The organism is Streptomyces sp. RKAG290 (genome assembly GCF_023701695.1).
Classification (GTDB): Bacteria; Actinomycetota; Actinomycetes; order Streptomycetales; family Streptomycetaceae; genus Streptomyces.
The window spans coordinates 6,331,344-6,344,422 of the sequence record NZ_JAJOZC010000001.1; the positions used below are offsets into that span (position 1 = coordinate 6,331,344).

Consider the following 13,079-nt stretch of genomic DNA (forward strand, 5'->3'; position numbering starts at 1 on the left):
GTCCCGGCCCGGCACAGGCCCAGGTGCCGGTGGCCCAGACCCAGGCACCCACGCGCCGGCCGCTGCACCGCGGCCCGGCCTCCGGCGAGCCGGGCCAGAGCTACGGCGGTACGTCGGGCAGCGGCGTGGTCCGCTCACTCGCCGACCGGGGCCCGGCGGGCGTGCCGCAGGCACAGGCACCCGCGCCCGCTCCCGCACGGCACGCGGGACCGGCCACCGCGGAACCCGAGTACTTCCAGATGTCGGAGGCCGAATCGGCCGCGCTGCCGGGCCCGCAGCTCGGCGAGATCCCGCCGCAGAACGTGAGCCGGTGGGCGGCGCACGCGCCGCAGCAGGCTGCCGAGCCGGCGCCGGTGGAGACGCCGGCCGCAGAAACGGTCGTCCCCGAGCCGGCTGCCGCCGCTCCCGTGACTCCGGTGCAGGCCGCAGAGCCCGAAGCCGCCGCGCCGCCCGTCGCACCCGCAACGGCCCCGGCCGAAGAGCCCGTGCCCGCTCCCGTTGCCGCACCTGCGGCCGAGGCCCCGGCCGAACTCCCGGCCGAGACCATGCCCGAGCCGGCTCCGGCAGCGGCATCGGTCGAGTCCGCTGCCGATGCGGCGCCCACCGAGGCCGTACCGGTCGAGGCTGCACCGGTCGAGGCGGCCCCCGCCGCAGCGGCGCCGGCCGAGGCCGCACCTGCTGAGGCGCCGCCGGTCGAGCCGGTGCCGGACGGTGCCTCGCCGGCCCGGTACGTGCCGGTACCGGAGTCGGTTCCGGCCGTCCCGCACCCGGCGCCTGTCGCCGAACAGCCGGTGGCGGCCGAGGCGGTCGTGGAGGCCGCGCCCGAGGTCCCGGCGCTCGTCGTGGAGCCCACCGAGCCCGTGGCGGCCGTGGAGCCCGTGACGGCCGAGGTGGCCGAGGCGGCAGCGATCGTCGAGGCGCCGGTCGTGGAGCCCGCGGCCGAGCCGTCGCAGGAGCCCGGGACCGGCCCGGAGGTCATCGAGACCCCGGACCTCACATACAGCACCGGCTCCGCACCGGCACAGACGCCGGAGGCCGAGCAGGCCGTCGGGATCGCCGGGCCGGCCGTGCCGCAGCACGCTCCGGAGCCCGTGCAGCCCGACGCCCTCGCCGAGCCCGCGCCCGAGCCGGTGCCCGTGCCCGTGCCCGTGCCCGAGCCCGTGCTCGTGGACGGGAATCCGGCGCCGGACGCTTCCGAGGCTTCGTATGCCCCAGAGGCCGAGGCTCCGTACACCCCCGAGACCGAGGCTCCGGAAGCCCTGGAGGCCGAGGCCCCGGCGGCCGAAGAGGTCCCCGTCGCCTCGCCGCCCGCGCCCGGCTACGACGACGCGGAGCGCGACGCCGTCATGCGCGTCATGCGCGAACGCCGCGACATCCGCAACGGCTTCCGCAGCGACCCCATCCCGCACGAGGTGCTGCTGCGCGTCCTGGAAGCGGCACACACCGCGCCCAGCGTCGGGCACTCGCAGCCCTGGGACTTCGTCGTCATCCGCTCCGCCGAGACCCGCCGCTCCATGCACGAACTGGCGCAGCGCCAGCGCGACGCGTACGCCAAGTCGCTCCCCAAGGCACGGGCGAAGCAGTTCAAGGAACTGAAGATCGAGGCGATCCTCGACACCCCGGTCAACATCGTCGTCACCGCCGACCCCACCCGTGGCGGCCGGCACACCCTCGGCCGGCACACCCAGCCGCAGATGGCGCCGTACTCCTCGGCGCTCGCCGTCGAGAACCTCTGGCTCGCCGCCCGCGCCGAGGGCCTCGGCGTCGGGTGGGTCAGCTTCTTCGACGAGCGCGAGATGGTCCGCGCGCTCGGCCTTCCCGAGCACCTCGAAGTCGTCGCCTACCTCTGTGTCGGCTACGTGGACGAGTTCCCGGAGGAGCCCGAGCTCATGCAGGCGGGCTGGTCCAAGCGCCGGCCGCTGTCATGGGTCGTGCACGAGGAGACGTACGGCCGCCGCGCACTGCCGGGCGAGGAGCCGCACGACCTGCTGCAGGAGACCATCTCCAGCATCCGGCCGCTGGACGCCAAGGCGCTCGGCGAGGCCTGGGAACGTCAGAAGCGGATGACCAAGCCCGCCGGTGCGCTCGGCATGCTGGAGATCATCTCGGCGCAGCTGTCCGGACTGTCCCGGATGTGCCCGCCCCCGATCCCGGAGCCCGCGGCCGTCGCGATCTTCGCCGGCGACCACGGGGTGCACGCCCAGGGCGTCACTGCCTGGCCCCAGGAGGTGACCGCCCAGATGGTCGCCAACTTCCTCGGCGGCGGCGCGGTCTGCAACGCCTTCGCGGCCCAGGTCGGCGCCGAGGTGTGTGTGGTCGACGTCGGTGTGGCCTCGGAACTGCCCGCGACACCCGGTCTGCTGCCCCGCAAGGTGCGCGCCGGAACGGCGGACTTCACGACCGGCCCCGCCCTCACCCGCGAGGAGGTCCTCGCGGCGATCGAGGTCGGCATCGAGACGGCCCGCGATCTGGTCGCGGCGGGCAACAAGGGCCTGCTGACCGGTGAGATGGGCATCGCCAACACCACGGCGTCGGCCGCCCTGATCTGTGTGTACACCGGGGTGGACGCGGCGGAGGTGACCGGTCGCGGTACCGGTATCAACGACGAGATGCACGCCCGCAAGGTCGACGTGGTCCGCCGTGCGCTCGACCTGCACCGGCCCGACCCGGCCGACCCGATCGGCGTGCTGGCGGCCGTCGGCGGCCTGGAGCACGCCGCCATGGCCGGGTTCCTGCTCGGCGGTGCCTCGCTCCGTACGCCGGTCATCCTCGACGGCGTCAGCGCGGGCGCCGCGGCCCTGGTGGCTCGCGCCATCGCACCGGAGGCACTGGCGGCCTGCATCGCCGGCCACCGCAGCGCCGAGCCCGGCCACGTCGCCGCGCTCAACAAGCTGGGCCTGCGGCCGCTGGTCGACCTCGACCTGCGTCTGGGCGAGGGCACGGGCGCGCTGCTGGCGCTGCCGATCGTGCAGAGCGCGGCGCGGGCGATGCACGACGTGGCGACGTTCGACTCGGCGGGCGTCACGGAGAAGTAGGGCGCCGCCGCGGGGGTTTCGGGGGCGCTGCCCCCGGACCCCCGCTCCTCAGGAGCCGGAAGGGCTTGATCTGCATTCCGGCCTCGTCCGCGTGTGAGCCCCGGGCCGGACCCGGCGCCCCAGCCCACCCCGTATCGTGGACCCAGCGCCACTCCGTCGCACAAACCCGCACGTCACAGCCGCTCCACCGCCGCAGCGGCCCGCATCCGCACCGCACAGGAGCCCGCACCGCCATGGCCGAGCACGCCGTTCACCCCGCGTACCCCGTCGGACTGCGCCTGAGCGGGCGCCGCGTAGTCGTCGTCGGCGGCGGCCAGGTCGCGCAGCGCCGGCTCCCCGCCCTCATCGCGGCCGGCGCCGACATCGTCCTCGTGTCGCCGTCCGCCACCCCGTCCGTCGAGGCGATGGCGGACGCCGGAGAGATCCGCTGGGAACGCCGTGCGTACGCCGACGGGGACCTCGCCGACAGCTGGTACGCCCTCATCGCGTCCGACGACCCGGCTGCCAACGACGCCGCCTCCGCCGAGGCCGAGCGCACCCGCACCTGGTGCGTCCGCAGCGACAACGCGGACGCCGCCACGGCCTGGACCCCCGCCACCGGCCGCAGTGAGGGCGTGACCGTCGCCGTGCTCACCACCGACGCGCACGGCCGCGACCCACGCCACTCCGCCGCCGTCCGCGACGCCATCGTCGAGGGCCTGCGCGACGGCACCCTCGCGGCCCCCCACCACCGCACCCGGACCCCCGGCGTCGCCCTGGTCGGCGGCGGCCCCGGCGACCCCGACCTGATCACCGTCCGTGGCCGCCGGCTCCTGGCCGAGGCCGACGTCGTCATCGCCGACCGGCTCGGCCCGCGCGACCTGCTGGACGAACTCCCCCCGCACGTCGAGGTGATCGACGCCGCGAAGATCCCGTACGGCCGCTACATGGCGCAGGAAGCGATCAACAACGCGCTGATCGAGCACGCCAAGGCGGGCAAGGCCGTCGTCCGGCTCAAGGGCGGCGACCCGTTCGTCTTCGGGCGCGGCATGGAAGAGGCCCAGGCGCTCGCCGCCGAAGGGATCGCCTGCACCGTCGTTCCCGGCATCTCCAGTTCGATCTCGGTGCCGGGCGCGGCCGGAATCCCGGTCACCCACCGCGGGGTCGCCCACGAGTTCACCGTGGTCAGCGGCCATGTCGCCCCCGACGACGCGCGTTCGCTGGTCGACTGGGCGGCCCTCGCCCAGCTGCGTGGCACCCTGGTTCTCCTGATGGCCGTCGACAAGATCGGCGCCATCGCCCGCACCCTCATCGCCCACGGCAAGTCCCCCGAGACCCCGGTCGCGCTGGTCCAGGAAGGGACCACGGCCGCCCAGCGCCGCGTGGACGCGACACTCGCGACCGTCGCCGAGCGGGCCGTCGCGGAGGAAGTGCGCCCGCCCGCCGTCATCGTCATCGGCGACGTCGTCGCGGTCGGCCCCACAGCCGCCGGACGATCCGCCGAGTAACCACCGGTAACGGATCTTCCTCCAGACCGTTGGCACCACACACCAGGCAAGGCAGTATCAACCTGTGGCTGATCTCATCACCGTCGACGACCCCGACGACCCCCGACTGCGCGACTACATCGGCCTGACCGATGTCGAGCTGCGGCGCAGGCGAGAGCCCGCCGAGGGCCTCTTCATCGCCGAGGGCGAGAAGGTGATCAGGCGCGCCAGGCAGGCCGGGTACGAGATGCGCTCCATGCTGCTCTCGGCGAAGTGGGTCGACCTGATGCGCGACGTCATCGACGAGGTCCCGGCCCCCGTCTACGCGGTCAGCCCGGAGCTCGCCGAGCGCGTCACCGGTTACCACGTGCATCGCGGCGCTCTCGCCTCCATGCAGCGCAAACCGCTGCCGACCGCCGACGAACTGCTCCGCACCACCCGCCGCGTGGTCGTCATGGAGGCCGTCAACGACCACACGAACATCGGGGCGATCTTCCGCAGCGCGGCTGCCCTCGGCATGGACGCCGTCCTGCTCTCCCCGGACTGCGCCGACCCGCTGTACCGGCGCTCCGTCAAGGTCTCGATGGGCGCCGTATTCTCCGTCCCGTACGCCCGTCTCGACACCTGGCCCAAGGCGCTGGAGACCGTGCGGGAAGCCGGCTTCAAGCTGCTCGCGCTGACCCCCGACGAGAAGGCCAGCAGCATCGAAGAGGCGGCGCCGCACCGGATGGACCAGGTGGCCCTGATGCTCGGCGCCGAGGGCGACGGACTGTCCACCCAGGCCCTGGTCGCGGCCGACGAATGGGTACGGATCCCGATGGCCCACGGAGTCGACTCGCTGAACGTGGGCGCGGCCGCGGCCGTCGCCTTCTACGCGGTGGCGACAGGCCGCCCGGAGAGTTAGGCCCTTTCGTCCGGGTCGTGCGGGGCTCGCTGATCCGGCCTGACCCGGACGAAAGACCCTGGGCATCTCGTCCCGGATCATGCCGGGCTCGCGTGCCCTGGCACCGCACCTCGCGGCATTGATCCGGCCCGATCCGAACGGAAGACCCCCAGGCCTCCCGTTCGGGTCACGCCGCGCCCGTGCGGTCCAATCCGGACGACGGCCCCGAGGGGGGTTACTGCTCGCTCTGGCTCTGGCCCTGGCCCGCGCCGAGGCCGCGGGCCGGCCCCTGGCAGCCCTGGGCCGCCGCGATGCCGAGTGCCACCAGCAGCGTCACCACGACGAACACGACGAGCCGCTGCCGCAGCAGCCGGGGTTGGCGGGACGCCGCCCGGTCGAAGTGGAACGCGTCCCGGGCCGGGTGCCCGGCCTGCCGTTCGTCCCGTTCGTGCCCTGCGTCCGCTTGCCCGGACGGGTCGTGTTGCGCGGCTGCTGCGTGGGACGCGGATCCCCGGTGCGGGGCGAGGAGGGACGCGGCGGCGCGGTCTGCCGGTTCTGCGGGCGCGACACCGGCGCCGGACCGGCCGCGCGGCGGGTGTGCTGCTCGGTGTACGGGCCGTCCAGGCGGCCGGTGGGCCGGTCGGCCTCCTGTGCCGAACGCTGGGCCGGCGGCCGGCTCTCGTGCAGTCCCTGTGCCTCCCGCGCCGCGATCTCCTTCAGCCGCATGGAGAGTTGGAGCGTGCTCGGCCGTTCCTCCGGGTCCTTCGCCAGACACGCGCTCACCAGCGGAGCGAGCGCGTCGTGCACGTCGTACAACTGCGGTTCCTCGTGCACCACGCGGTAGAGCATCACCTCGGAACTGCCGTGCCCGAAGGGCGAATCGGCCATCGCCGCATACGCCAGCGTGGCCCGAGGGAGAAGACGTCGGTCGCCGGCGTCACCGCCGCGCCCCGTACCTGCTCGGGTGCGAGGAATCCCGGCGAACCCACCGCCGTACCGACGTGCGTGAGGGTGGACGCACCCGTCGCCCAGGCGATCCCGAAGTCGATGATCCGCGGGCCCTTGGGGGAGAGGAGGATGTTCGACGGCTTCAGGTCACGGTGGACGACCCCCGCCTCGTGCACCGCCACCAGGCCCTCGGAGAGCGCCGCCCCGATCGAGGCCACCTCGGCGGCCGACAGGGGCCCTCCTCGGCCACCTTGTCGTGCAGGGAGGGCCCGGGACGTACTGCGTGGCGAACCACGGGCGGTCCGCCTCCAGGTCGGCGGCCACCAGCCGGGCCGTACAGCCGCCGCGGATCCGGCGGCGGCGGAGACCTCACGGGCGAACCGCGAGCGGAACTCCTGATCCTCCGCCAGGTCCGGGCGGATCACCTTCAGGGCCACCCGCTGGCCCCGCCGGTCCGAACCCAGGTAGACGACACCCATGCCGCCCGCCCCGAGTCGCCGGTGCAGCCTGAACGAGCCGACGACACGCGGGTCCTCGCGCCGGAGCCGCATCATCGCCATGTCTGCCCATCCCCGCTGCCTGGTCCGCCTGACGAGGCACAGCTTACGTACCCGCCGCCCGGGGCGCTCAGAGGCCGCGCCCTCGCCGGAGAATCGATTGTCAGTGCCGGGTGGGAAACTTGAGGAGTGGTCAGGGAGCGGCGGATCCAGGCTCCCCGGCCCGTGCGAGATCTCAAAGGTCCGTCGCAGAAGGGGATTGGATCAGTGAAGGGCGATCGAGTCGAGATAGTCGTGGACGCCGGGGACACGACCCGTACCTACGAAGTGGTGGCCTCCAGAGCAGGCCGCCGGGTGGAGACCGCGGTCCGCCGAGGGGTGGTCGAAGTGAGTGAAGTCACTCGGAACGGATCAGTGGTGCGCACCGCCCGCTTCATGGCGACTAGGGTGCTCGCCCTGGTCGAACAGCCGGTCCCCAGGGAGGACGTCTCCGAGCGTTCCCTCCGGGATGACCCCAACACGCGGTAGAGCCGTCTCCACCCAGGGGAGTACGCCGACCACCCACGGCTCATCCTCCGGGAGGCCCGGCATTCGGTACGCGGGCATGACGCCGCCCGTCTCCCGGATCCCTAATGTTGAAGTCGAGCGGCGGGCGTTGCACTCGTCCCCCGAGGTCACACGCCCGCCGCTCCACAACAGGTCAGGAGAGGAACCATGGCGGACACGGCAGCGCGGACCATGATCCGCACGCAGGGACGCAGGGCCTACGCCTCGTTCGGCAGCCGCCCGTCGTCCGGCAAGCGTCACCCGCTGGTGGCGACCGCCATGGTTCTTCCTCTGGCGGCCCTGCTCGTGGTCGCCTTCGGCGGCTGGGACGCAGTGGTCACACAGGCGTCGTCCGTGGGCGTGATGCTGGGGCGCTGAGCGGCGCCCCGGGTCCGGAAGAGCGGTCCGGACCGGGACATCCGGCCAACAACCCCGTGGGGACGGGGGTGCGGCGGACGGCAGCGTTTGTCCGGTCAGCTGGGGAGCTGACCGGACATCGCGCTGTCCGGGGTCCTTTCGGGCGCCCTGCCCTGGCGGGCGGCCCGCCGGAGTGATCCGCGTACGCTCTTCGCCGGGCACGGCGTCGGCCGATCCCGCCGATCCTGCGCCACCGGGGGAGACCGTGACCACCGCAGTCGTACGCGCGCTGAGCGCCCTCGCCCACGAAGCGGCCCATGCGCCCTCCACCGCAGGCTGCGACTGCCCGCCGCCTGCCGTGCTCGCCGACCGGGCGGACGGCACCGTGGTCCGCAGCGGTCCCGTCGTCGCCAAGGCCCATGCCCCGGCACGGACCTCGGGCCCTCGCCGTCCGGCTGCGGCTCGCGGCCGACCCCCGCCTGGCGGGCATCCTGCTCGCGCCCCTGCCGGCGGGGCCTGCGGCGGCCCCCGTGACGGCAGCCGGCCCGCCGCCGCACCTCACGGAGGTGGACGGCCGCCCGGTCACCCTGTGGCCGCACGGGGAGCCCGTGGACCCGGGTGACCCGGACGCCGCACCGTGGGAGGAGGCTGCCGTGCTCCTGGCGCGCCTCCACGGCACCCAGCTCCGCCCTCCGACGGCGGCAGGCCCGCCCGCACCCCGGGGGCGTGTCCTGCGGTGCCACCGCCGTGCGAGCCTCCCCCAGGCGCGGTGACACCGCCGTGCGAGCCTCCAGCGGGGGAGCTGACACCGCCGAGTGAGCCTCCGGCGGGGGAGCTGACGCCGCCGTGCGAGCCTCCAGCGGGGGAGCTCATGCCGCCCTGCGGGCCTCCCGCGAGCACGCTGACGCAGCCGTGCGGGCCACCCGCGGGCACGGCGGGACCGCTCGGGCTTCCCGCGATGCGGGGGCCGGCGAAGGCCGCGCTCGCCGTGGCCCGGATGTGTGCGGCACGCCCCGGGGATCCTGTCGTCGAGCCCGTGCTCGCGGCCTGGCGGCTGCTGCCCGCGTGGGCTCGTGACGAGGCGCCCGCGCCCGCGCACCGCTCGCACTTCCTCTGCCACGGCGATCTGCACCTGGGCCAGCTCGTCCGGCACCCGGCCACGCGGGGCCCCTGGCTGCTCATCGACATCGACGACGCGGGCCTCGGTGACGCCGCCTGGGATCTGGCCCGGCCCGCCGCCTGGTACGCAGCCGGACTGCTGTCCCCCGAGGTCTGGTTCCGGTTCCTGGACGCCTACCGGGCGGCCGGCGGCCCCGCGGTCCGCGCCGAGGGCGACCCCTGGCCCGAGCTGGACGTCGCCGCCCGCGCGCTGACCGTGCAGACCGCGGCTCTCGCGCTCGCCAAGTCCGCGGCGGAGGCCAGGGCTCCGGATGAGGTGGAACAGCTGGTGATCGACGCCTGTGCCCGAATTGCCTCCCTCCCGCCCGAGTTGGCCGCCGAACACTCGTCGTAGGGTGAACCGACCGTCGGCGGGCATGCATTCCGGCGACGGCTAACCGACGGCGAGGAGTGAGCCCGAACATGCAGTGTCCCAAGTGCCACGCACAGATGCACACGTACAACCGCAACGGCATTCAGATCGAGCAGTGCAGCGGCTGCCGGGGGATATTCCTGGACTACGGCGAGCTGGAGTCCCTGACCCGCATGGAGTCGCAGTGGACGCAGCAGGCACCGCCCCCGCCGCCCGCCCCGCAGGCCTACCCGGCCGCCCCGGCGCCGGCCTGGGGTGCCCCGCAGCACCACGGCGGCCACCACGGCCACCACCGGCAGAAGAGCTTCGGCCGCATGCTCTTCTCGTCCTGACCCGCCTCGCGCCGCGGCCCGGACGGAAGGCGTCCGGGCCGCGGCGCGGACGCGTGCGGCAACGACGAAGCCCCGGTCGTCGAGACGACCGGGGCTTCGGACTGTGCGCGATACTGGGATTGAACCAGTGACCTCTTCCGTGTCAGGGAAGCGCTCTCCCGCTGAGCTAATCGCGCAGGGTGACCCTGCGTGTACTGCGTGCGCGATACTGGGATTGAACCAGTGACCTCTTCCGTGTCAGGGAAGCGCTCTCCCGCTGAGCTAATCGCGCGGGGTCCTTGCGGACCGGTGGACGATACTGGGATTGAACCAGTGACCCCTTCCGTGTCAGGGAAGTGCTCTCCCGCTGAGCTAATCGTCCTTGGAGGTGGAGACGGGATTTGAACCCGTGTAGACGGCTTTGCAGGCCGTTGCCTCGCCTCTCGGCCACTCCACCAGGGATGGGGGTTCGGGAAGATCCCCCACCTTCTGCGAGCGGACGACCAGGTTCGAACTGGCGACCTCAACCTTGGCAAGGTTGCGCTCTACCAACTGAGCTACGTCCGCTTGTCGGTTCCGGTTCACTTGCGCGTCCCGGCGACGTGATGAACTCTAGCGGATTCCGGTGCCAGCACAAAAACGCGTTTGTGCAGCGTGCTGAGGTGCGCTCGCCCCGGCGCAGGTCACCGCGCGCCGTCCTAGACTCACCGGCGTGCACGACCTCGCTCCCATGGCCCGCTTCGGCGGCCTCGTCGCCTCCGATCTGCAGGATGTGACCAGTGATCCCGCAGCCCTCGACTCGTCCGGCTTCTGGGCCGTATCCGCCGATTTCGAGGGCCGGCTCGTCTGTGCCCGTTTCGCCACCGTCCGTACCGCCGCCGTGCCCGCGCCGGTGCGGGGAGCCTGGCGGGGGCCCGCGGCCGGTGACTGGAGTTCGTCCCTGGACCGTGCCGCGTACCTCGCGGGTGTACGGCGCATCCGTGAGTACATCGCGGCGGGCGAGGTCTACCAGGCCAACCTCTGCCGGGTGATGACGGCCCCGCTGCCCGATCCGGCCGCGGCGGACGTGGACGCCTTGACCTCGCTGCTGGCCCGCGGCAACCCGGCCCCGTACGCAGGAACGATTCGGCTGCCCCGGCACGGCGTGGAGATCGCGACCGCGTCCCCCGAGCTCTTCCTCCGCAGGGACGGCCGCACGGTCGAGTCCGGGCCGATCAAGGGCACCGGCCGCACCGAGGGCGATCTGCTGGAGAAGGACCACACCGAGAACGTGATGATCGTCGACCTGGTCCGCAACGACCTGGGCCGGGTCTGTGCCACCGGATCGGTCACCGTCCCGGACCTGTGCGTGGTGGAGAAGCACCCGGGCCTCGTCCACCTCGTCTCCACGGTGAGGGGCCGGCTGGCCGACGGGACCGGCTGGCCGGAGCTCCTCGCCGCCGCCTTTCCGCCCGGTTCGGTCACGGGGGCCCCGAAATCCAGCGCGCTGAGGATCATCGGGGAACTGGAGACCGCCCCGCGAGGCCCGTACTGCGGCGGCATCGGGTGGGTGGACGCCGACCGCGCCACCGCGTCGCTCGCCGTGGGCATCCGCACCTTCTGGACCGACCGCACCGGCGCCGCACCGGTCCTGCGCTTCGGCACCGGCGCCGGCATCACCTGGGGATCGGATCCGGAACGCGAATGGGACGAGACCGAACTCAAGGCGGCCAGGCTGCTCGCGGTAGCGTCGGGCACATACGAAGCAACCGGAAGGACCGCACGATGAGGATCTGGGTCAACGGCGAACTGCGGGCCGCTGATGATGCCCGGGTGTCCGTGCTCGACCACGGGCTCACCGTGGGCGACGGCATCTTCGAGACGGTCAGGACCGCCGACGGCAGGCCCTTCGCGCTCACCCGGCATCTCGAACGGCTGGCCCGCTCCGCGCGGGGCCTCGGCCTGCCCGAGCCGGACCTGGACGAGGTGCGCCGGGCCTGCGACGCCGTCATCGAGGCCAACCCGGCCCCGCTCGGCCGGATGCGGATCACGTACACCGGAGGGATCTCGCCGCTCGGGTCCGACCGCGGCACCGACGGCCCCGGTCTGGTCGTCGCCCTCGGTGAGGTGGAGCGGCGGCCGGACACCACGGCGGTCGTCACCGTCCCCTGACGCGCAACGAACGCGGTGCGCTCGTCGGGCTGAAGACCACCTCGTACGCGGAGAACGTCGTCGCGCTCGCCCGCGCCCACGAGCAGGGTGCCTCCGAGGCGCTCTTCGCCAACACCGTGGGCGAGCTCTGCGAGGGCACCGGCTCGAACGTCTTCGTCGTCCTCGACGGCAAGCTCTACACCCCGCCGCTCGCCTCCGGCTGCCTGGCCGGGATCACCCGGGCCCTGGCGGTGGAGTGGACCGGGGCGCAGGAGGCCGCGCTGCCGTTCGACGTCCTGGAGCGGGCCGAGGAGATCTTCCTGACCTCGACCCTGCGCGACGTCCAGGCCGTCCACCGGGTCGATGCCAGGGACCTGCCCGACGGCCCAGGGCCGGTGACGGCGAAGGCCATGCGCGTCTTCGACGAGCGGGCCGGGAACGACCTGGACCCCTGACCGGACGACGGCGGGTGCGGGTCCGCCGGGCAAAAGCGGATGACGGGCCGGTGCGCAGGGGATAGACATCCTCTGATGACCACGACACTCCGGCCCTCCGGGCCGATCCAGGCAGGCGCCGACGGCGCACAGAAGCGCGCGTACGACGTGTGCGACAACGGGCGGCCCGTCGGTGCTGTCGAGATCGGCACCGAGCCTGCGGCGGACGGGAGCACGGGTCTGCTGCGGTCCCTGCGGATCGACGAATCCGTCCGCAGGCGAGGCCGCGGCACCATCGCCGTCCTGGCGGCCGAAGAAGTGCTGCGGGGCTGGGGCTGCGCACGGGTGCACGCGGAGGTCGCCCCCGACGACACCGCGGCGCAGCGGCTGACCGCCGCACTCGGCTACACCGAGCGCAGCAGGAACATGGTCAAACGGCTGCCGTCCGACCCGCCGGCCCTGGCGGACGGATTGACGGCGCGGCCGATGACTCCCGGGGAATTCGCGGAGTGGGAGGACGGGGCGATCGCCTCCTACGCGGCGAGCCTGGTCACCCGCGGCACCCCGGAAGGCGCCGCTCTCCAGGAGGCCCGCACCTCCCATGCCCGGCACCTGCCGGACGGCCTCGCCACCGAGGGAGCGCATCTGCACGTCCTGGTCCGGGGCGGCGGGACCGTGGGGCACGTGTGGGTGGCGCCCTTCGAGATGCACCCCGGCCTGCGGGTCGGCTACGTGTTCGACGTGGAGGTGCGCGAGGAGTTCCGTGGGCTGGGGTACGGGCGGGCGCTGATGCTCCAGGCCGAGCGGATCGCGCTCGCGGCGGGCCACGAGCAGCTGGGCCTGCACGTCGTCACGGCCAACGCGCCCGCGGTCCGGCTCTACGAGTCGCTGGGCTACGAGCCGACCCGGTACAACCTGGCCAAGGCGCTGTAGGGCCCTCC

Annotated in this window: 10 protein-coding genes, 5 tRNA genes and 3 pseudogenes; 11 read left to right on the forward strand and 7 right to left on the reverse strand. The window is 73.5% G+C overall.

Annotated elements, in window-relative coordinates:
• Nucleotides 1-29: 29 nt before the first annotated feature.
• The 3 genes from cobT to LNW71_RS28030 all read left to right on the forward strand — a co-directional run bounded on the left by cobT (nt 30) and on the right by LNW71_RS28030 (nt 5,405).
• On the forward strand, nt 30-3,035 hold the full coding sequence (gene cobT / locus LNW71_RS28020) for a nicotinate-nucleotide--dimethylbenzimidazole phosphoribosyltransferase (protein ID WP_374119460.1): 3,006 nt from the start codon (nt 30-32) through the stop codon (nt 3,033-3,035).
• Between the two features lie 233 nt (nt 3,036-3,268).
• Nucleotides 3,269-4,522, forward strand: a complete 1,254-nt coding sequence (gene cobA, locus LNW71_RS28025; RefSeq protein WP_250970752.1) for a uroporphyrinogen-III C-methyltransferase — start codon at nt 3,269-3,271, stop codon at nt 4,520-4,522.
• 64 nt (nt 4,523-4,586) lie between these two features.
• Entirely contained in the window at nt 4,587-5,405 is an 819-nt protein-coding gene (locus LNW71_RS28030; RefSeq protein ID WP_250970753.1) for an RNA methyltransferase, read from the forward strand.
• A 312-nt stretch (nt 5,406-5,717) separates the two neighbouring features.
• On the opposite strand, the gene LNW71_RS28035 is transcribed toward LNW71_RS28030, so the two are convergent.
• Nucleotides 5,718-6,272 (reverse strand): hypothetical protein, encoded by a 555-nt coding sequence (locus LNW71_RS28035; RefSeq protein ID WP_250970754.1) that lies wholly within the window; start codon nt 6,270-6,272, stop codon nt 5,718-5,720.
• Entirely contained in the window at nt 6,233-6,892 is a 660-nt protein-coding gene (locus LNW71_RS28040) for a serine/threonine-protein kinase (protein WP_250970755.1), read from the reverse strand. Before LNW71_RS28040 ends, LNW71_RS28035 begins: the two co-directional genes overlap by 40 nt.
• 204 nt (nt 6,893-7,096) lie before the next feature.
• Here LNW71_RS28040 and LNW71_RS28045 point away from each other — a divergent pair, with 204 nt between their 5' ends.
• The 5 genes and pseudogenes from LNW71_RS28045 (at nt 7,097) to LNW71_RS28060 (ending at nt 9,595) form a co-directional block, all read left to right on the forward strand.
• Nucleotides 7,097-7,357, forward strand: a complete 261-nt coding sequence (locus tag LNW71_RS28045) for a hypothetical protein (RefSeq protein WP_250970756.1) — start codon at nt 7,097-7,099, stop codon at nt 7,355-7,357.
• Nucleotides 7,358-7,543: 186 nt separating this feature from the next.
• Nucleotides 7,544-7,753 carry a hypothetical protein gene (locus tag LNW71_RS28050; RefSeq protein ID WP_250970757.1) on the forward strand — a complete coding sequence of 70 codons (210 nt, stop codon included), beginning with the start codon at nt 7,544-7,546 and terminating at the stop codon, nt 7,751-7,753.
• Between the two features lie 440 nt (nt 7,754-8,193).
• Nucleotides 8,194-8,423, forward strand: a pseudogene (locus tag LNW71_RS37045) (aminoglycoside phosphotransferase family protein); the annotation flags it as partial.
• A 258-nt stretch (nt 8,424-8,681) separates the two neighbouring features.
• A pseudogene (locus LNW71_RS36585) lies at nt 8,682-9,245 on the forward strand (phosphotransferase family protein); the annotation flags it as partial.
• A 68-nt stretch (nt 9,246-9,313) separates the two neighbouring features.
• Nucleotides 9,314-9,595, forward strand: coding sequence for a zf-TFIIB domain-containing protein (locus tag LNW71_RS28060; protein ID WP_250970758.1), 282 nt, complete (start codon nt 9,314-9,316; stop codon nt 9,593-9,595).
• A gap of 104 nt (nt 9,596-9,699) precedes the next feature.
• Here the strand turns inward: LNW71_RS28060 and LNW71_RS28065 are convergent.
• The 5 genes from LNW71_RS28065 to LNW71_RS28085 all read right to left on the reverse strand — a co-directional run bounded on the left by LNW71_RS28065 (nt 9,700) and on the right by LNW71_RS28085 (nt 10,141).
• Nucleotides 9,700-9,771 (reverse strand) — tRNA-Val (locus LNW71_RS28065).
• A gap of 23 nt (nt 9,772-9,794) precedes the next feature.
• Nucleotides 9,795-9,866, reverse strand: a tRNA-Val gene (locus LNW71_RS28070).
• Nucleotides 9,867-9,884: 18 nt separating this feature from the next.
• Nucleotides 9,885-9,956: transfer RNA gene (locus tag LNW71_RS28075), tRNA-Val, on the reverse strand.
• Between the two features lies 1 nt (nt 9,957).
• Nucleotides 9,958-10,031: transfer RNA gene (locus LNW71_RS28080), tRNA-Cys, on the reverse strand.
• 37 nt (nt 10,032-10,068) lie between these two features.
• Nucleotides 10,069-10,141 (reverse strand) — tRNA-Gly (locus LNW71_RS28085).
• 163 nt (nt 10,142-10,304) lie between these two features.
• Between LNW71_RS28085 and LNW71_RS28090 the strand changes: the two genes are divergently transcribed.
• From LNW71_RS28090 to LNW71_RS28100, 3 genes and pseudogenes are all read left to right on the forward strand, one after another.
• Nucleotides 10,305-11,342 (forward strand): chorismate-binding protein, encoded by a 1,038-nt coding sequence (locus tag LNW71_RS28090; RefSeq protein WP_250972173.1) that lies wholly within the window; start codon nt 10,305-10,307, stop codon nt 11,340-11,342.
• Nucleotides 11,339-12,159: pseudogene (locus LNW71_RS28095) on the forward strand (aminotransferase class IV). The gene LNW71_RS28090 and the pseudogene LNW71_RS28095 overlap by 4 nt, the downstream one beginning before the upstream one ends.
• Before the next feature lie 75 nt (nt 12,160-12,234).
• The gene (locus LNW71_RS28100; RefSeq protein WP_250970759.1) at nt 12,235-13,071 is read left to right on the forward strand and encodes a GNAT family N-acetyltransferase; all 837 of its coding nucleotides are present in this window, start codon (nt 12,235-12,237) and stop codon (nt 13,069-13,071) included.
• The last annotated feature ends 8 nt before the right edge of the window (nt 13,072-13,079 follow it).